We start from the raw sequence: 18,194 nt of genomic DNA on the forward strand, positions 1-18,194 counted from the left end.
TCAGCGACCTCCTACTGGCGTGCCGACGGGGGTAATTTCCGTGGGCTCATCGGGCAAGGGTTCACCTTTATGAGTCCGGCTGATCAAGGCAATGGTGCAACCGCAGACCAGCACCGAACCGATCGCCGCCAGCACCGCCACCGGGCCGCCATGCAGTGCCGTGACCACGTTTTGTTGCGCGGCCATCGCCACCACCACCGGAATGTACATCGCGCCCCAGAAGCCGACGCCCATCTCGCAGTCCTTGGTCATGCCGCCACGTTTTTGCATCCACAACCGCGCGCAGATCAGCAGGATCATGGCGATCCCGACCCCGCCGACGTTGGATTTGACGCCCAGCAATACGCCGAGCATGTCACCCATGATCACTCCTGCCAGCGTACAGATCGCGAGCAGCGCCACACCGTAAATAATCATTGTTGTTGTCCTCAAAGTGCATCGTCGGATGTTGTTTTTGTTGTTCGAAGCCTGACTCGCGGATCTAAGGGTGGCGGCTTCCCTCCTCTCGCATCAGCGCCTGCAGGGTATCGAGCCGTGCACCGTCGAATGCAATCACGGTGCCTTGCTCGAATACCCGGCGCGCCAGCCCGGTCAACACCGCACCGGGCGGCAGTTCGATCTGTAGACGCACGCCACGCTCGTAGGCGCTTTGCACAGTGCCGCGCCAATCCACCACGCGGCACATGTTGAAAGCGAGGTCGTCGCGCAGCGCATCAACCTTGAACACCGGCCGCGCGCGACTGCCGCTCAGGTAACCGATCTTCGGGGTTCGCAGTTGCACCTTGGCGAAGGCTTCGGCGAGGGTTTTTGCAGGCATGTCCAACAGCGGGCAATGCGAAGGCACGCTCACCGCCAGACGCTTGGCCAGCCCTGCCCCGCAACTTCTTGCCAACTCAGCCACAGCCTTCATCGCTGCGTCACTGCCGGCGATTACCACCTGGTTATCGGCGTTGATGTTGGCCAGGTAAACCGGCGTGTCGACGTTGTGCACCTGCGCCAGCAAACCCTCCACGGTGGCCAGGTCCAGACCGATGATCGCGGTCATGCCATAGCCCTGTGGATACGCCCGTTGCATCAGCTCACCGCGCAGGCTGACCAGATGCAACGCATCGCTGAACGCCAGGGCTCCGGCCACCACCGCTGCCGGATAGGCACCGATGGAAAGCCCCGCGACATGATCCGGGTCCATCGCCAACTGCCGTGAAGCCGCCACACCGGCGATCAGCAGGCAAAGCTGCACGGCCCTTGTCGACTGCAATGCTTGCGCAGAATCCAGCAGCAAAACATCTTCACCCAGGATGTCGCTCGCCTCGCTCAAGGTTTGCCGAGGCAACCGCTGGAGCATGCCCGGCTGTTGCGCGCCTTGTCCCGGGAACACCAGCAAGCTGCTCATGCTGCTTGCTCCTGCGGGTTCCATGGGTCAATCACCAAGCAGGCTTCGCGGGTGTTTTTCAGTAGCACACGATTCGAAGTGCCGGCCCATTCGCGCAAGGCAACACCACCCGACGGCGTCTGCAATTGCATGTCCACGACACATGGCGCCGTATCGAGCAACGCCAGCAACTCCCGAGCCTGCTCACGCGCCAGAGGTTGTGGCGTACGCAAAATCAGATCCAGATCACTGCCCTGATGCAGCGCTGCAAAGCCGCTGGCCAATTCGAAGCCGGCACTGCCGCTGACGCCCCAGACCCAGCCGCACGCATCAAGCGCAGGGCGCAATTGCGCCAAGGCTTCAAGTGCCGGCAAGTCACGGGCGATATCGACACGGCAGAGTTCCTCGGGCGCTACGCGACGGGTAATAGAAGCCATCGCCATCGACGTCGCATAACGCTGCTCACGCAAACGCCCGCGCACGCCGACCGCAATCCGCTGCGCTGCCGACAGCGCGCGGCGCACCACCACCGGTTGCCCCGAGTTGAGCGACTCGACTGCCCACGCAGGCGCATTCGCAGGCAACTGCGCCGGGGTCATGCCCCAGAGCAGGTCGTGGGCCAGGGGCGCGTTCACCACTGCTCACTCAGCAATTGGCGGACCTTGCTCGAGGCGGCACGATTGGTCGCACCGAGACGACCGCTGAGGTCGGCGCCTTTCTGTGCAACATCGTCAATCGCTTGCGTCAGGCATTCAGTCACCCGCGCCAAATCCGCCGCCGTCGGCTGTTCGATCTGTTCCACCGCCAAGGTTTCCCACAGCAGGCCGAGGCTGGCATAGCTGTCGATGTCATAGGCCATCGGCGGCACACTGGCAGCCAGGGTTTCCAGCTCTTCGACACTGCGCAAGGTCACCCGCGCGGCCGACGCCTTGCCCATGGCATGCACCATCACCCCCGGATCACGCAGGGCGATCAGTCGATTGGCCTGATACCCGTGGGCCAGGAACGCCCCGGACATCGCCTTGCCCACCAGCAAACCGATCACGGCATGACCGGCGAGGCGTGCACGAGCATAACTGTCCGCGGCAGCTGCCAGCGCCTGATGAATGCCCAGCGCTTCTTCGCGTCGACCATAAGCCTGGCTCGGCACATCGACGATGGCGATCAAGGCACGTTTCTGCGCTTTGTCCTGATCCGCCGTAATCACTTCATCCACAGCCTTGGCCAGGCCCCAGCCTTCGAGCAATCCGACCTCGCCATGACGGGCGCGGACAAAACGGTTTGCCGGGTCGGCCACCACGGCGATAAATCGCACCGGTTGCCCGGCGAAAAAACCATCGGCGACTTTCAGCGAGGCCGGCAAACCGTCGACGGGTTTGGCATCGGCGCTCAAGGCCTCGAACCAGTTCAAGCCTCTGAGGGAATACGCACTCATGAACGCTCTCCTTGATACAGGTCGCGAACCACGCAGGGCTCGATTTGCGGCTCGGCATTCAGACGCGCCAGGCGTTGCAGGTACAGATCGGCTTGTTGACTGCGTTGCCGTGTCGGCAGACCCAATTTGAACAAATCACCGATTTGCTGGCGGATCTGCGCCGCATCGTCAGCGACATAACGATCCACCAGGCCGCTGGCGAAGCGTTGCTCGCCACCGGTCAGGCTCCAGATGAACGGACGGTCCCGCGAATCGTATTCCTCCAGCCCGGCTTCTTGCTCGATCACCTGCGGACCGTTCAAGCCAAGTCGTGCTTCCTGCGTCACCAGCAAATAGCTGCACAGCCCGGCTGCGATCGACATGCCGCCAAAGCAACCCACGCTGCCCGCCACCACGCCCACGACCGGTTGGTATTGGCGAAGATCGACTATCGCCGCATGAATATCGGCAATCGCCGCCAGGCCGAGGTTGGCTTCCTGCAACCGCACGCCACCGGTTTCCAGCAGCAGCACGGCACGGGTCGGGATGCCTTTGCGGTTATCTTCGGCGGCCAGTTCCAGTGCGCCGGCAATCTTTGCCCCGCCGACTTCGCCAAGGCTGCCACCCTGGAAAGCGCCTTCGATGGCGGCGATCACCACCGGCAAGCCATCGAGGCTGCCTTTGGCGATGACTACGCCGTCATCGGCTTGCGGCACCACGCCCTGACGCGCCAGCCAGGGCGACATGACGCGCTGGAACGGGTCGAGCAATTCACGGAAAGTACCGGCATCGAGCAAGGCTTTCGCCCGTTGCCGGGCACCCAGTTCGACGAAGCTGTGCTTGTTGAGCAACGAGGCGCTGTCAGTCATGGCCGATCTCCTCGAAGCCTTGTTCCAGACGCAGACGTACCACACCGGGGGTTGCGCCGAAATCGTGGATATCAATGTCCATGGCGGCTGGCATCTGGCCCTCGAACATCCGTGCAAACAGATGCTGCCAGCGTTGTTCACTGCCGTTGACCGAGGTCTGCACGGTGATGGTCAACTTGCCGGACTGACCCGGTTCGATCAGTACTTCGAGATCGCCGGAACCGACACAGCCCACCAGCGTGCGACCGCGTGGCGGCTGCCCGGCGGGGAATTCGAAAGATAAGGTTTCCATCAAAAAACTCCCTTTTGCAGGCTGTCGCCCGACTCGATACCGTCGATCAACAGGCAGGCTGCGAGCAGGTCGGCAGCACCGCCGGGCGAGGCATTCAACGCGATAAGTTGTTGGTCCAGCTGGTGCAGCCGGCGCCGTCCGGCGAGGCTGGCACTGCCACCGGCATCGAGTACCGCCTGGGCGCCGATTTGCATGGTGCGCAGGCCCTGTTCGCCGGAGCGGTACAGCACGCAGGTGTCGGCCAGATCGGTCATGATCGCCAGCAGCGCATCGAGCCGAGCGTTCTGTTCGCCATGCCCGTTGGCGCGACTGCGCTTGAGTTGCGGCAGCGCCCGTTGGATAACTGCCGGAAATCCAAGTTGGGCTTCTTCCCGGGCACCGCGCGCACCGTAGCGTTGCGCGACTTGCGCGCCGTGGCTGAGGGGACGTGGCGCGAAGCGGTCATCGAGCAAGGCCAGCCTTGCCGCGCGCAACGCGATGGAACCGGCGGCGGTGGATTCAGGCTCCAGCGCGGCAGCGGCGACCAACAAGCCCAGCGCCCAGATCGCCCCGCGATGAGTGTTCACACCGTTGGTGGTGGTGAGCATCGCTTGCTCGCCTTGGCGACCGATCAGACCGATCGCTTCGCGCAGCGGCAAACCGATTTCGCCGATCTCGACAGCGGCTTCAGCCATTTCCTTGAACGCTGGCCACAAGGCCAGCGCCGAAGCGTGCATCAGCCCGAGGTGCAAATCGGTGTGGGCGCCATTGCCACGACGGTCGACCAATGCCGGTTTCGGCGACAGGTCCGCTTCGTCGATCAGCGCGTCTACCGCCCTATCCGCCAGCCGCTCGGCCAGGCTCAGGTTTTCTGGTTGCAGGTTGAGTGCGTGCATTACCAACTCCTGAATTTGGCGGGTGGGTTGTAGAGGCCGCCGGACCACTCGACCAGATCGGCCACGCTCTTGGCGGCGAGCAGTTCGCGGGTGGCGTCGGTACGGCGGATGCCGAGGTCTTCGGGCAAGGCGATCAAGCCTTCGCGGCGCATGCGTGCGGTGTCTTTCGGGTTGTGGCGCAGGCCGATGGCAGTGACGCCAGCGACCGCAGCAATCATGGCCTGACGTTCTTCGAGCGAGCGCGCCTTGTACAAATAGGCGATGCCTTCTTCGGTCAACAGGTGGGTTACGTCGTCGCCGTAGATCATGATCGGCGCCAGTGGCATGCCGCTTTTCTTCGCCACTTCAATGGCGTCGAGAGTTTCGACGAAGGTTGGTTTTCCGCCCTCCTGGAAGGTCTCGACCATTTGCACCACCAGTTTTTTGCCACGTTCGAGCAACGGCTCGGCGGCATCGCCGTGGCGCATGTCCAGCCAGGCTGGCGTACCGTGGCGGCGACCCCGCGGGTCGTGACCCATGTTCGGTGCGCCGCCGAAACCGGCCAGCCGTCCACGGGTCACGGTGGAAGAATGGCCATCGCCATCGACCTGCAGCGTGGCACCGATGAACAGGTCCACGGCGTACTGCCCGGCCAATTGGCTGAACATCCGGTTGGAACGCAGCGAGCCGTCGCGTCCGGTGAAGAACACATCGGGCCGGGCGGCGATGTAGTTTTCCATGCCCAGCTCGGTGCCGAAGCAATGCACACTTTCAACCCAGCCGCTTTCAATCGCCGGGATCAGCGTCGGGTGCGGATTGAGCGTCCAGTTGCGGCAGATCTTGCCTTTGAGGCCGAGGGATTCGCCGTAGGTCGGCAGGATCAGCTCGATAGCGGCCGTGTTGAACCCGATGCCGTGATTGAGCGACTGCACGTTGTGTTTTTCGTAGATGCCACGGATCGCCATCATCGCCATCAACACGTGCACAGGCTTGATGTGCCGGGGGTCGCGGGTGAACAGCGGCTCGATGTAGAACGGCTTGTCGGCCACCACCACGAAATCGACCCACGACGCAGGAATGTCCACACGCGGCAAGTCGCTGACGTCGTCCACCAACTGGTTGACCTGGACGATGACGATGCCATCGCTGAAGGCCGCCGGTTCGATCAGCGCCGGAGTGTCTTCGGTACTTGGGCCGGTATAGATGTTGCCGGCACGGTCGGCCATGAAGCCGGCCGAGAGCACGACGTTGGGAATCAGGTCCACCACCAGTCGCGCATAGAGTTCGATGTAAGTATGGATCGCGCCGATTTCCAGCAGGCCGTCTTCGAGCAACTGGCTGATGCGCAGGCTCTGGGTGCCGGCGAAAGAGAAATCGAGCTTGCGGGCGATACCACGTTCGAACAGGTCCAGATGCTCGGAGCGGCCGACGCTGGGCATGATCATGTGCAGGTCGTGGAGCTTGCCCGGATCGACCTTGGCCAGGGAGCGCGAAAGAAAATCCGCCTGCTTCTGGTTGTTGCCCTCCAGTACCACGCGATCGCCCGGCAAGATCAATGCCTCGAGCGCCGGGACGATCTTGTCGGTGGGCAGCACCACCCCATCAGCCAGGGATTTAACCAACTCCAGACGCCGCTGCTTTTCGCTGCGCCGCCGCGTCCATCGCGAGTCGGGGGATATTGTTGTAGTCATGACCACTCCACGGGTTCGCTGTCGTGGGGGTCACATTAGGAGCGTGGGGTGGGAGGCATCAATCAAGCAGCGTGGTGGATTGTTACGGTCAGGGTAATGATTTGGTTGTCTGAACTGACGCCATCGCGAGCAAGCTTTGCTCCTACAGGTTTTGTGTCATATGCAACCGCAATCCATCAAAAAACTGTAGGAGCAAAGCTTGCTCGCGATGAGCCCGGTCAGGTCAAACCGGCAGTTACAAGCAACTCTTCAAGCGCCAACAAATCCGGGACCTTGGCCACTTGATCAGCCACCTGCACCGCCGCTTTCTCCAGCGAACACAACGGCACATCCACATAACTCAACTGACTGTCGAGCTTGTACGAACGCGGAATCCCCTGCACCAGCATGGCAATGAATTTCAGCTCGGGCCGGCCTCCCAGGGTATTGAGGATGGCGATTCGCACCCGCTCGCCAATGACGATTTTCTGCCCGCAGGCCGACTCGAAGCTCAGCAGCGGAATCTGCCGATTGCGCCACGTTACCCGCCCCAGGTACCAAGGTGGCGTATCCAGGTCGAACGCCGCAGGCTGGTAATCGATCAGCTCGGCCACCGCCACGTTGGGCAAGATCAGGTGACGGTCGGCCAGCGGTAGCAACAGGCCGGTGAGGTTGCTGGTGCGCTGGCTGATCAGCCGCTCAAGCATGGGTTTTGCTCCACAGGGCAATGCTTTCAAGCAATACCGATTCCTGGTACGGCTTGCCAAGATAGTCGTTGACGCCGATGGCCATCGCCCGGTCGCGGTGTTTCTGGCCGGTGCGTGAGGTGATCATGATGATCGGCAGGTGCTGCAAGCGCTCATCGTTGCGGACCTGGGTCGCCACTTCGAAGCCGTCCATGCGCGGCATTTCGATGTCCAGCAGCATCAGGTCGGGCATGTGCTCTTCGAGCAACAGCATGGCGTCGACCCCGTCCTTGGCGGTCAGCACGTTCATGCCGTGACGTTCGAGCAAGCGGCTGGTGACCTTGCGTACCGTGACGGAATCGTCGACCACCATCACCAGCAATGGCCGCTGCGGCTCGGCTTCGCCTTCGTGGCTCGCCGGGCGCTGCGGCACATGGGCCTGCATCGCACGGATCGGCGCCAGCAAGTCCAGAATCAGCACGACCCGGCCATCCCCCAGAATCGTCGCGCCGGAAACGCCCTGCACTGCGGCGAACTGCGGACCAAGGCTTTTCACCACGATCTCGCGGGTGCCGGCCATGGCGTCGACCAGCACGGCAATGCGGCGCTCGTTGCATTGCACCAGCAGCACCGGCAACGGCAGGCTCTGGCCCAATAGTTTTGGCCGGGCACTGGTTTTCAGCAGCTCGCCCAGATAGCACAGCTCGTAGCGTTGCCCGGCATATTCGTAGGTGGGCGGATCGAGGCGGAAATGCCCTTCAAGCTCGTTGGGCAATACGCGGACAATGCCGTCGATGGTGTTCAGCGGGATCGCATACTGATCATCAAGACATTGCACCATCAGCGCCCGATTGACCGACACGGTAAACGGCAGCCGAATGCGGAAATGCACGCCCTGCCCCGGCACGGAATCGATGCTCATGGTGCCGCCCAGTTGCCGCACTTCTTCGTGCACCACGTCCATGCCGACACCCCGTCCGGAGATCTGGGTGATTTTCTCGGCCGTGGAAAACCCCGGTTGCAGGATGAATTGCAGAACGTCACGGTCGCTGATGTCGCTGTCCTGATCGAGCAAGCCGCGCTTGATCGCCTTGCGCCGCACAGCGTCCAATGGCACGCCGGCACCGTCGTCGCGGATATCGAAAATGATGTCGCCGCCCTCGCGCAACAAGTCGAGGGTGATTCGCCCTTGCGCCGGTTTCCCCGCCGCGATCCGCACTTCGGCAGGCTCAAGGCCATGGTCCACGGCATTGCGCAGCATGTGCTCGAGGGGCGCCGCCATGCGTTCGAGCACGTTGCGATCCATCTCGCCTTCGGCGTTGCCGACGATGAACTCGACGTCCTTGCCCAGCTCGCCGGCCACCTGACGGACAATGCGCTTCAAGCGTGGCAGCATCCGTTCGAACGGCACCATGCGCGTGCGCATCAGGCCTTCCTGCAACTCGGTGTTGATGCGCCCCTGCTGTTGCAGCAGGTTCTCCGCATCCTGATTGCGCCGGTCGAGGGTTTCCTTGAGGTCGAGCAAGTCAGAGGCGGATTCGAACAGTGCCCGCGACAGTTGCTGCAACTGCGAGTGACGGTCCATCTCCAGCGGATCGAACTCTTCGTAACCCAGGCGCTCGGCGTCGACTTGCTGGCGGCTGAGAATCCGGCCCTGGGTTTCGGTGTCGAGGCGGCGCAACTGGTCACGCATCCGCTCGATGGTGGTTTCCATTTCGTTCAGCGCCACTTGGGCGTCGCTGACCTGCTGTTCGATGCGGCCGCGGAAAATCGAGGTTTCGCCAGCCAGGTTGACCAGGTCATCGAGCAGCTCCGCCGAGACCTTGACCATGTCTGCACCGGCATCCGCTTGCAGCAACGGCGTCTCGGGTTTTGCCGCCGCGGGCAGCGCGGTCGTTGGCGCAGCTTCAGGTTCCGCCGGGTGGCTGAAGTTTTTGATCGCATCGATCAATCGGTCCGCCGGTGGCAGCGGTTCGCCGGCGCGAGTGGCGTCGAGCATTTGTGCCAGCCGGTCATGACTGCGTTGCAGCAGTTCGAACAACGCCCCCGTAGATTTCAGTTCACCGCTCGACAAGCCTTCGTAGAGAAATTCCAGCTCATGGGCCAGGTCGCCAATCGGACCGATTTCGACCATGCGCGCCCCGCCCTTGAGGGTGTGCAGGTCGCGCAGCAAAGTTTCCACTTCCTGACGGCTCGAAGGCTCAGCCTGCCAGCGCAACAGCGCCGCGCCGGAGCTTTCGATGATGTCGAAACCTTCTTCGAGGAAGATGTCCAGCAGTTCGCCATCGTGATGCGCCGAGTCATTGCTGGCTGCCGGTTCGACCATGTCGGCGTTACCGGCATGGCCCAGGCGGAACGCGCGTATCGCCTCGATCAGCTCACTCGGATCGCCCAACGGTTGATGCTGCTGCAATTGCTTCAGCAACTGTGCCATGCGCTCATGACTGTGTTGCAGCAACTGCGCCAGGACGTCGCTGTAGCTGTAGCGACGGTCCACCAACCCCTCGTAAAGGCTTTCCAGCTCATGGGCCAGATCACCGACCGGCTCGACCTCGGCCATCCGTGCGCCGCCCTTGAGCGTATGCAAATCGCGTTGCAGCGACGACAGCGGCGCAGCACTTTGCGGATCGTTCAACCAGCGCTGCAAGGCCTGGTTGGCGCTGTCGAGGATGTCCACCGCTTCTTCGAGGAAGATTGAAACGATCTCGTCTTCCAGATCGTTAGCGCGGTCCCCTGTGGGAGCTGGCTTGCCAGCGATGATCTCGCAGGCGACTTGGTTATCCAGTGAATGCGCGTCATCGTTGACGTCCATCGCTGGCAAGCCAGCTCCCACAGGGTGGAGTGTGTTTTCAAGTTCAGCGGTGACATCACCCAACTCGCGAATGCTCAGGGTGCGGCTGCCGTCACTGCGGATCAGGCCCATGGCCGATGGGTCGAGGCTCTGATCGAGCAAGCCGTGCAAGGCGCGAATCCGTTCCGGACGCGGGCTGACTTCCTGGCCAGCGGCCAATTCGTCGAGCATGTTGATCAACGCTTCATGGGCACTTTGCGCCTCGTGGAAAAACGCCTCGCTGACGGCCAGGCTGCTTTCTTCCACGGCACCGTAGAGGTCGAGCAAGGCTTCGCAAAGTTCATCCACCGGATGCAGATCGGCCAGGTGCGCGCCCTCGCCGAGGGTGGTCAGCTCGTCCAGCAGCGCACTGAGTTCCTGGCGCTCGCCGGGGTGCTGCTGCCAGCGCTGCAGCAGGCTTTCGGCATCCAGCAGGATGTCCATGCCCTGGGCCAGGAAGTTGTTGATCAACTGCGGATCGCGCTTGACCCGCAACCCGCTGCTCGGCGCGTTCAAGAGGTTTTGCAAACGCTCGCCGAGCATGGCCTGGGCCCGCTCGATCAACGCTTTGGCACGGGGGATTTCGGCCAACGGCTCGCGCCTGAGTTGGCGCAAGCCAAGCCGGAACAAGCCTTCGGCTTCAAGCAGCAATTCGACTTCATCCAGCTCCAGTGCCACCTGATGCGCCTTGTACTCGCGCAACAGTTGGTCCAGCGGCGCGGCCAGTTCGGCAATCGGCAACACACCCGCCATCGACGCACTGCCCTTGAGCGTATGCAAGGCTCGCTGCAACTCGTCACTGGCCTGCAGCGGCAGATGCTCGGCCGCCTGTTCGAGAAAGCGATTGAGGCTGCTCAAATGGCTTTCGGCCTCCTTGCGAAAGATCTCCAGCAACAGCGGATCAAGGGCCGAAACGTCTTGAGTGTCTTCCTCACAGGCCGGTTCCTCGCCCTTGGCCAAGGCATGGGCGCGGGCAGCCAACTGGTCGACATCGTTGCGCTGACGCTGAGCATTGGCGGTGTATTCGGCCACCAGTTCAGGCAACAGGTTGAGCACATCACCGAGCAGTTGCTGCACCGTGGCGCCTGGTTCCACGCTGTTTTCCAGTACGCGGTTGAGCAGGTTTTCCACGGCCCAGGCCAGCTCACCCAGCACCAATGCGCGAACCATGCGGCCGCTGCCCTTGAGGGTATGGAAGGCGCGGCGCAATTCAATCAAGGCCGAATGGTTATCGGGATTGACCGACCAGCGCGGCAGGTATTCGCGCAGGACTTGCAGGACTTCATCGGTTTCTTCGAGGAAAACCTCGCGCAACTCATCGTCCACCGGCTCTTCGCCGGGCGGAGGCGGCAGCAGGCTGCCGGGGGTAGTGACAGCGGGCGGATTCAGGGCGGACACCGGACTGGCCAGCACATCGGCGAGGGTCTGGACGATGGCTGGCCCATCAAGCTCCTGGCGTTGCTGCATGACCTGCGCTTCGCTGGGGCTCAGCACATCATCAAGCACCGGCACATGCTGTTCGCTGGACTTTTCATTAGGGAAGAAGCCGAGCGACGCCAGGCTTTTTTCGGCGACGTCGAGCAGTTGTTCGCCGGGTGCTTCAGGGTCATCGCTCAAGCGTTCCAGATAATATTCGAGACTGGTGATGACGTCGGCCAGGCTGTCGAGCTCCTGCCAGCCGGGCTGCCCCGGATCCAGCAGCAGGTGTTCGCGGATGAAATGGTTGCAGGTTTCGATCAGGCTCGCCGCGCGGTTCAACGGAATCATCGCCAACGCACCGCGCACTTGGGTCAGCAACGCTGGCAGTGCCTGCAAATGCTGGCGGTCCCAGTCGGCGTCGATGTAGTCGACGATCATGTCCTTGGCCTGTTGCAGGCAGATACGCGTTTCCTTGATCACGATCTGGTGGATCTGTGTCAGGTCGGTGGTCGGCAGGCGGCTGTCTTCCTGGCTTTCGGGCTCCACCGTGCCGACCATGCCGGCCAGCGTGGCTTCGACATAAAGCAACGCCCCGGCAACGTCCATGAGGATCGCATCGTCGGGCGCGCGCTGGCCCTGGACGAGGCTCAGCACCACCGCCAGTTGATCAATGATGACCTTGCGTGGCTGACCAAAGCCCAATACCGCCAGGGTGTCAGCGATTTGCCGCAGGGGTGCCAGCAGGCTGTCCAGATCGGAAGTGTGTTGCCGGTCGCTGCGCACGAACAGGTCAAGGCGCTCCTTGACCCGTACCAGCTCTTCGCACAAGGCGGCCAATACCGAACGCATGGCGTCGCGGTCAGGACCGGCCAGCCGTGCGCGTTCTTCGTCGACCATTGCGCTGTCGGGCAGCGCGTCGTCCAGTCCGTAGCGATCTTTCATGGTCAGCATCTGCCCGGTGGGATGTTCGGCCTTGGCAATGTAGAACAGCAAACTCTTGAGCAACTCCGGTGGCGGAGGCTGATTGACGCCGTGCATGCCCTGCTCCAGCAGGCGCTTGAGCTCTTTGTCGGCATCCTTGAACAGGCTGCGCAACGCCGGACTGTTGGCGATGGCGCCAGCGCGCATGCCTTCGACCAATGCCGAAGCGACCTGCCACAACGGGGCCAGAGGCGCGTTGGCACACAAGCTTTCGAGACGGGCAAAGACTTTCGCCAGAAAACCGAGATGGGTGTCGTCATCCTGCTCGCGCAACAGACCGACCAGTGCCATCTGCAACATCTGCCGCAGCTTGCGCAGCACGTTCGGCAGTTCGGCCGGTTCCAGCAGCGCCAGGGATTGTTCACTCAACGGCGGCAGGTGCGGCAGTTGCGGGCTGAACAGGCTGGTTTCCGACAATAGGCTTTCGCCACGGGCACTGCGCAAATCGTTGATCAACGGCAGTACGACCAAGGGTAGATCACGGCGGGCACCTTGCACGCGGTCAAGGTAGATCGGCAGTTGCCCCAAGGCCTGCAGCATCAGGTGCAATGCTTCGTCACGGTGACTGACGCGCCCCTCTTGCAACGCGATGACCAGTTGCTCCATTTCTTCGGCGAGCAGTGCCGCGCCGTAGAATTCGACCATCTGCAGGCTGCCGTGAACCTGATGGATATACGCCAGGCATTCGCTCAGGGCGTGCGTCGCCTGCGGATCGTCAAGCCGGGTTTCGATCGCGTGATGAGCCTGCTTCAGCGTTTCGGCAATTTCGCCTTTGACCCATTCGAGGGCCACATAGTCATGCCGATCACCCATAACCACTCCAGTCCCCACTTCGTTCAAGATGCCTGCACCCGTGGTCCGGTTCAAGCTTTGTCCGCCACCGGCGCCTTGGTGGCGGGCAAGGTGAAACCAGACACCGAGCGCCGCAACTGGCTGGCCATTTTCGCCAGGTTGCCGATGCTCTCGGCCGTTGCGGTAGAACCGGACGAGGTCTGCGTGGTGATCTGCTGGATCACGTTCATCGTCAGGGAAATCTGACCGGCAGACGACGTCTGTTGTTGTGCCGCGTTGGAAATGCTCTGGATCAGTGCCGCCAGGGTTTTCGACACCCCTTCGATCTCTTCCAGGGCCACACCGGCATCCTGCGCCAGGCGGGCACCACGCACCACTTCGGTGGTGGTCTGTTCCATGGAAATCACCGCTTCGTTGGTGTCGGTCTGAATCGCCCGTACCAGGGTTTCAATCTGTCGCGTGGCCGCCGATGAGCGTTCGGCCAGGCGTTGCACCTCGTCCGCGACCACCGCGAAACCGCGTCCGGCATCGCCGGCCATGGACGCCTGAATCGCCGCGTTGAGGGCGAGGATGTTGGTCTGGTCGGCAATATCGTCGATCAGGCTGACGATATCGCCGATTTCCTGGGACGACTCACCCAAGCGCTTGATCCGCTTGGCGGTGTCCTGGATCTGTTCACGGATATTGTCCATGCCGTGGATGGTGTTGTGCACCACTTCGTTGCCCTTGTTGGCGATTTCCACCGAACGCTCGGCCACCGCCGAGGATTCAGCGGCGTTGGCCGACACCTGATCGATGGACTGGGCCATGTCATTGATCGCGGTGGAGGCTTCGGAAATCTGCTGAGCCTGATGCTCGGAAGCCTGTGCCAGGTGCATGGCGGTGGCCTGGGTTTCCTGCACGGCGGCGGCGACTTGCCCGGCGGTCAGGTTGATGGTTGCCACCAGATCACGCAGCTGGTCCACGGAGTAGTTGATCGAGTCGGCGATGGTGCCGGTGAAGTCTTCGGTCACCGACGCGGTCACGGTCAGATCGCCGTCGGCCAGGTCCTCGATCTCGTCGAGCAATCGCATGATCGCGTTCTGGTTGCGTTCGTTTTTCTCGGCGGTTTCCCGCAGTTGGCGATTGGTTTCGCGCACCATCACCAGGCCGATGAGGATGATCGACATCAGCGCCGCCAGGCCCAGCACATAGCCGCCGATGGTGTCGGTATCGCGCCCGCCGGCGAGGTTTTCGAACCCGCTGGCCAGGTGCGAGGCTTCATCGAGCAGGGTTTGCGACAGGCTGAAAATGTTGGTGGCCGATTCGCGAACCTTGAACAGTTCAGGCGAGGTTTCGAGGATTTCATCGACGGAGCCGGAAACGAACTCGAACAGCTCGGCAATCTCGATCAGCCGCGCACGCGCATCTCGGTCCTCGACCTGGCTGACTTTCAGCGCCGGATTGCCTTGGAGCATGCCATTGAGCACCTGGCCGAAACGTGCGGCATCGCGACCGAAGGCGTCGGCCGCCTGCTGCGAATTTTCATCCCCCGACAGCACCGTGTTGACGGCGCCCAGGATGCGCTCGGCCAGCAACGATTGGCGTTGAGCCATCGCCACCTGTGCGGCGGGCGCTCCGCGTTGCAGGAGGGTTTCCACCACTTTTTCGTACTCGACCTGCAACTGCGGGACGGTTTCAGCCAGGGTCGCGGCAACTTGATGCAGCGATAGCACGGTCTGTTCGCTGGAAAGAATGGCGTCGGTGTTTTTCAGCAGGCGTTCCCAGTCCAGTTGCACGGCGCGCATTTCCGGGCGCACGGCGGCCGGTGCGGGAGGCAAGCCGGTGGACGGGTCGCCTTTTTTCAGATAGCTCCAGCGCTGGGCAAAATCGTTGCGCGCATCGCTGAGCAACTTGAACGCCGCGGCCTTGCCGGCGGCGGCTTCGGTGGCGTTCTTGGCAATGCGCTGGGATAACACGCGCAGCTCGCCGGCATGGCCGATGTACTGCTTGTCGTACGTGGCCTGGGTGTTGAGGTACGCGAAGTTGGCGAACAACAGCATGATGAAGATGATCAGCGCGATGAACAGCACGATGATCTGCGACCGACTGCGCGACCCTTCCATTGGCTTGCCTGTTTTTGCTTTTGTCATCGGTCTTCGCCTGTACTGCCCAATTCACTTCAAACCCGACACCGTCCCTGTGGGAGCTGGCTTGCCAGCGATGGCATCACCTCGGTTCAAGATGAGACCGAGTTGCCTGCATCGCGGGCAAGCCCGCTCTCACAAAGGGCCGCGTTCACACCGCGATGTTCATGAAACCCTGCGAGCGCGCCAGCGCAAACGGGCTGAACACCCGCCAGGTCTGCTCGCCCTCAAAGCAGCCTTCGACAAACGCCGCCATCGGGCCGGAAACCGCATCGCCCGCGACAGCCTCAAGACTGCCGTGGGCGAAGTGCTGAAGGCCGAACACTTCGTCGACCATCAGCCCGGCGAACACGTCTTCATGCTCCACCACCAGCACCCGCCGCTGCCGGCGCGCCACCGAGAGCTCGTGTCCAAAAAAGGCACACAGATCCATGATCGGCAGCAGGCGTCCACGCAGATTGGCAACACCCTTGACCCAAGGCTTGACCCCCGGCACCTGAGTGAAACGCGGCTCGTGCAATACTTCACTGACCTCGCCCATCGGCGCGACGTACCAGCATTCACCGAGGCGAAAACCGATGCCGCTCCAGCTGTTCTGGTGGGTCGGCTGGGACGGCAAATCCGCCGCCAGCAAGCGACAGCGCTGGTCGATCTGCAGCAGCAGTTCAAAAGCCGTCAGCGACTCGGTCATGGCCGGACGATCAACCGGCCAGCACGTTGTTCAGGGTTTTGAGCAGGGTTTCCTCATCAACCGGTTTGGTCAGGTAATCCTTGGCCCCTTGGCGCGTGCCCCAGACCTTGTCGGTTTCCTGATCCTTGGTGGTGATGATGATCACCGGGATGTGCCCGGTTTCCGGATCCTTGGTCAACTGTCGGGTAGCCTGAAAACCGTTGAGGCCGGGCATGACGATGTCCATCAGCACTGCGTCGGGTTTTTCCTGGCGGGCCAGGGCCACACCGTCGGCGCCATTCTCGGCTTTTAATACCTCATGGCCGTGCTTTTCCAGCATGCCGGTCAATTTGTACATTTCAGTCGGCGAATCATCGACGATCAGAATACGTGCCATGGTCTTCCCCATTCTTGTCGACGCAAGGCCCGTTGGCCGAGCGTCACTGTAGGTGTCTTACTGCGGCAAAACGGCGGCGAAGCCCGGAACATGGGCCTGGATCGCGTTCAGCAGTTCTTCCTTGCTGAAAGGCTTGGTCAAAAACTGGTCGGAGCCGACGATGCGGCCCTTGGCCTTGTCGAACAGCCCGTCCTTGGACGACAGCATAATCACTGGCGTGGACTTGAATGCACTGTTGTTCTTGATTAAAGCGCAGGTCTGATAACCATCCAGACGCGGCATCATGATGTCGACAAAGATGATGCCGGGATGATTGTCGGCGATCTTGGCCAGGGCATCGAAACCGTCGATGGCCGTGATGACCTCACAACCCACGTTCTTGAGCAGCGTTTCGGCGGTACGGCGAATCGTCTTCGAATCGTCGATCACCATGACCTTCAAGGCGCTGGGGTGCTGTTCCATAAATGCTCTACCGTCGCCTTTGTGAATCAATTTGTCCGTTTGCCGGTTAACGGCGGCCCGAAACCCTTGATACTCAAGGGCCAGCATCACTAGGCAGTCTTTTTAGCACAGTCTCCAGCACCAATCTATCGGCCGACCGGTGCGGTGGTTTTTCCTTGACCGGGAACCTACTCAGCGCCACTCTGACGCCACTTTTATTGGCTGGTTTTCTGTAGGAGCAAGCCCTCGCGATGGTCGTCAACGATAACACTGGCTGCCGACACCCCGAGGCGCTCTCAGGTTTATCGCGAGCAGGCTCGCTCCTACAGGGGATCGGCACCGGCCCCCAAATTTCGAGGAAAAACCCATGAGCGTTCGCGTCGGGATTGTCATGGACCCAATTGCCAGCATCTCCTATAAAAAGGACAGCTCGCTGGCCATGCTGCTGGCCGCGCAGAAGCGTGGCTGGGAACTGTTCTATATGGAACAGCGTGACCTGTACCAGGCCGAAGGCCAGGCACGGGCGCGGATGCGTCCGTTGCAAGTGTTCGCCAACCCGGAAAAATGGTTCGAGCTGGGCGCTGAAAGCGATGCGCTGCTCAGCGACCTGGATGTGATCCTGATGCGCAAGGATCCGCCATTCGACATGGAGTTTGTTTACTCCACGTATCTGCTGGAGCAGGCCGAAAGCGCCGGCGTGCTGGTGGTCAACAAGCCGCAGAGCCTGCGCGACTGCAACGAGAAACTGTTCGCCACGCTGTTCCCGCAGTGCACGCCGCCGACCATCGTCAGCCGTCGCCCGGACGTGCTGCGCGAGTTCGCCGATCATCACGGTGACGTGATCCTCAAGCCGCTGGATGGCATGGGCGGCTCCTCGATCTTCCGCCACACTGCGGGCCACCCGAACCTGTCGGTGATCCTCGAGACCCTGACCCTGCACGGCCAGCAACAGATCATGATCCAGGGTTACCTGCCGGCCATCGTCGATGGCGACAAGCGCATCCTGATGATCGACGGCGAGCCGGTGGATTACTGCCTGGCGCGCATTCCCGCCGCTGGCGAAACCCGTGGCAACCTCGCTGCCGGTGGCCGCGGCGAAGCGCGTCCGCTGACCGAGAAGGATCGCTGGATTGCTGCGCAAGTCGGCCCGACCCTGCGCGAAAAAGGCCTGCTGTTCGTCGGCCTCGACGTGATCGGTGAGCATCTGACGGAAATCAACGTCACCAGCCCGACCTGCATTCGCGAGATCGACAATGCCTTCGGGACCGACATTGGCGGCATGCTGATGGATGCCATCGATCAGAAGCTCAAGGCTCGTTGATTAGCCAAACCAACATTGCGTTATCATGCGCGGCCTGTGAAAACGCGATGTTGGTTTCCT

General features: G+C 61.8%; 15 protein-coding genes. 1 reads left to right on the forward strand and 14 read right to left on the reverse strand.

The window, feature by feature from the left end:
• The 14 genes from madL to pilG all read right to left on the reverse strand — a co-directional run bounded on the left by madL (position 1) and on the right by pilG (position 16,834).
• On the reverse strand, positions 1-417 hold the full coding sequence (gene madL, locus ASD60_RS10600; protein ID WP_056853956.1) for a malonate transporter subunit MadL: 417 nt from the start codon (positions 415-417) through the stop codon (positions 1-3).
• Positions 418-481: 64 nt separating this feature from the next.
• On the reverse strand, positions 482-1,393 hold the full coding sequence (gene mdcH / locus ASD60_RS10605) for a malonate decarboxylase subunit epsilon (protein WP_056853957.1): 912 nt from the start codon (positions 1,391-1,393) through the stop codon (positions 482-484).
• Positions 1,390-2,010, reverse strand: a complete 621-nt coding sequence (locus tag ASD60_RS10610; protein ID WP_056853958.1) for a malonate decarboxylase holo-ACP synthase — start codon at positions 2,008-2,010, stop codon at positions 1,390-1,392. Before ASD60_RS10610 ends, mdcH begins: the two co-directional genes overlap by 4 nt.
• Positions 2,004-2,807: a biotin-independent malonate decarboxylase subunit gamma gene (mdcE, locus tag ASD60_RS10615; RefSeq protein ID WP_056853959.1), complete on the reverse strand. Its 804-nt coding sequence runs from the start codon at positions 2,805-2,807 to the stop codon at positions 2,004-2,006. Before mdcE ends, ASD60_RS10610 begins: the two co-directional genes overlap by 7 nt.
• A complete protein-coding gene (locus tag ASD60_RS10620; protein ID WP_056853960.1) occupies positions 2,804-3,655 on the reverse strand; it encodes a biotin-independent malonate decarboxylase subunit beta in 852 nt (283 codons plus the stop codon). Before ASD60_RS10620 ends, mdcE begins: the two co-directional genes overlap by 4 nt.
• The gene (locus tag ASD60_RS10625) at positions 3,648-3,947 is read right to left on the reverse strand and encodes a malonate decarboxylase subunit delta (RefSeq protein WP_056853961.1); all 300 of its coding nucleotides are present in this window, start codon (positions 3,945-3,947) and stop codon (positions 3,648-3,650) included. The genes ASD60_RS10620 and ASD60_RS10625 overlap by 8 nt, the downstream gene beginning before the upstream one ends.
• Entirely contained in the window at positions 3,947-4,822 is an 876-nt protein-coding gene (locus tag ASD60_RS10630; protein WP_056853962.1) for a triphosphoribosyl-dephospho-CoA synthase, read from the reverse strand. Before ASD60_RS10630 ends, ASD60_RS10625 begins: the two co-directional genes overlap by 1 nt.
• Positions 4,822-6,492, reverse strand: a complete 1,671-nt coding sequence (gene mdcA, locus ASD60_RS10635; protein ID WP_056853963.1) for a malonate decarboxylase subunit alpha — start codon at positions 6,490-6,492, stop codon at positions 4,822-4,824. Before mdcA ends, ASD60_RS10630 begins: the two co-directional genes overlap by 1 nt.
• A 218-nt stretch (positions 6,493-6,710) precedes the next feature.
• The gene (locus tag ASD60_RS10640) at positions 6,711-7,178 is read right to left on the reverse strand and encodes a chemotaxis protein CheW (protein WP_056853964.1); all 468 of its coding nucleotides are present in this window, start codon (positions 7,176-7,178) and stop codon (positions 6,711-6,713) included.
• On the reverse strand, positions 7,171-13,200 hold the full coding sequence (locus ASD60_RS10645; protein WP_056853965.1) for an Hpt domain-containing protein: 6,030 nt from the start codon (positions 13,198-13,200) through the stop codon (positions 7,171-7,173). The genes ASD60_RS10640 and ASD60_RS10645 overlap by 8 nt, the downstream gene beginning before the upstream one ends.
• A gap of 50 nt (positions 13,201-13,250) precedes the next feature.
• Positions 13,251-15,311, reverse strand: a complete 2,061-nt coding sequence (locus ASD60_RS10650; RefSeq protein WP_056853966.1) for a methyl-accepting chemotaxis protein — start codon at positions 15,309-15,311, stop codon at positions 13,251-13,253.
• Positions 15,312-15,456: 145 nt separating this feature from the next.
• Positions 15,457-15,996 carry a chemotaxis protein CheW gene (locus tag ASD60_RS10655; RefSeq protein WP_056853967.1) on the reverse strand — a complete coding sequence of 180 codons (540 nt, stop codon included), beginning with the start codon at positions 15,994-15,996 and terminating at the stop codon, positions 15,457-15,459.
• Between the two features lie 10 nt (positions 15,997-16,006).
• Positions 16,007-16,372: a twitching motility response regulator PilH gene (gene pilH, locus ASD60_RS10660; protein ID WP_056853968.1), complete on the reverse strand. Its 366-nt coding sequence runs from the start codon at positions 16,370-16,372 to the stop codon at positions 16,007-16,009.
• Between the two features lie 57 nt (positions 16,373-16,429).
• The gene (gene pilG, locus ASD60_RS10665) at positions 16,430-16,834 is read right to left on the reverse strand and encodes a twitching motility response regulator PilG (protein ID WP_056854372.1); all 405 of its coding nucleotides are present in this window, start codon (positions 16,832-16,834) and stop codon (positions 16,430-16,432) included.
• Positions 16,835-17,180: 346 nt separating this feature from the next.
• Here pilG and gshB point away from each other — a divergent pair, with 346 nt between their 5' ends.
• Entirely contained in the window at positions 17,181-18,134 is a 954-nt protein-coding gene (gene gshB / locus ASD60_RS10670; RefSeq protein ID WP_056853969.1) for a glutathione synthase, read from the forward strand.
• Positions 18,135-18,194 lie beyond the last annotated feature (60 nt).

It is taken from the genome of Pseudomonas sp. Root562, assembly GCF_001427125.1.
Classification (GTDB): domain Bacteria; phylum Pseudomonadota; class Gammaproteobacteria; order Pseudomonadales; family Pseudomonadaceae; genus Aquipseudomonas.

What these genes read in the sequence shown, in the direction of transcription:
- ASD60_RS10650 (WP_056853966.1), bottom strand. Translation starts at nt 15,311, where the DNA reads ATGACAAAAGCAAAAACAGGCAAGCCAATGGAAGGGTCGCGCAGTCGG.
- pilG (WP_056854372.1), bottom strand. Translation starts at nt 16,834, where the DNA reads ATGGAACAGCACCCCAGCGCCTTGAAGGTCATGGTGATCGACGATTCG.
- mdcH (WP_056853957.1), bottom strand. Translation starts at nt 1,393, where the DNA reads ATGAGCAGCTTGCTGGTGTTCCCGGGACAAGGCGCGCAACAGCCGGGC.
- ASD60_RS10620 (WP_056853960.1), bottom strand. Translation starts at nt 3,655, where the DNA reads ATGACTGACAGCGCCTCGTTGCTCAACAAGCACAGCTTCGTCGAACTG.
- ASD60_RS10655 (WP_056853967.1), bottom strand. Translation starts at nt 15,996, where the DNA reads ATGACCGAGTCGCTGACGGCTTTTGAACTGCTGCTGCAGATCGACCAG.
- pilH (WP_056853968.1), bottom strand. Translation starts at nt 16,372, where the DNA reads ATGGCACGTATTCTGATCGTCGATGATTCGCCGACTGAAATGTACAAA.
- ASD60_RS10625 (WP_056853961.1), bottom strand. Translation starts at nt 3,947, where the DNA reads ATGGAAACCTTATCTTTCGAATTCCCCGCCGGGCAGCCGCCACGCGGT.
- ASD60_RS10645 (WP_056853965.1), bottom strand. Translation starts at nt 13,200, where the DNA reads ATGGGTGATCGGCATGACTATGTGGCCCTCGAATGGGTCAAAGGCGAA.
- ASD60_RS10640 (WP_056853964.1), bottom strand. Translation starts at nt 7,178, where the DNA reads ATGCTTGAGCGGCTGATCAGCCAGCGCACCAGCAACCTCACCGGCCTG.
- mdcE (WP_056853959.1), bottom strand. Translation starts at nt 2,807, where the DNA reads ATGAGTGCGTATTCCCTCAGAGGCTTGAACTGGTTCGAGGCCTTGAGC.
- gshB (WP_056853969.1), top strand. Translation starts at nt 17,181, where the DNA reads ATGAGCGTTCGCGTCGGGATTGTCATGGACCCAATTGCCAGCATCTCC.
- madL (WP_056853956.1), bottom strand. Translation starts at nt 417, where the DNA reads ATGATTATTTACGGTGTGGCGCTGCTCGCGATCTGTACGCTGGCAGGA.
- mdcA (WP_056853963.1), bottom strand. Translation starts at nt 6,492, where the DNA reads ATGACTACAACAATATCCCCCGACTCGCGATGGACGCGGCGGCGCAGC.
- ASD60_RS10630 (WP_056853962.1), bottom strand. Translation starts at nt 4,822, where the DNA reads ATGCACGCACTCAACCTGCAACCAGAAAACCTGAGCCTGGCCGAGCGG.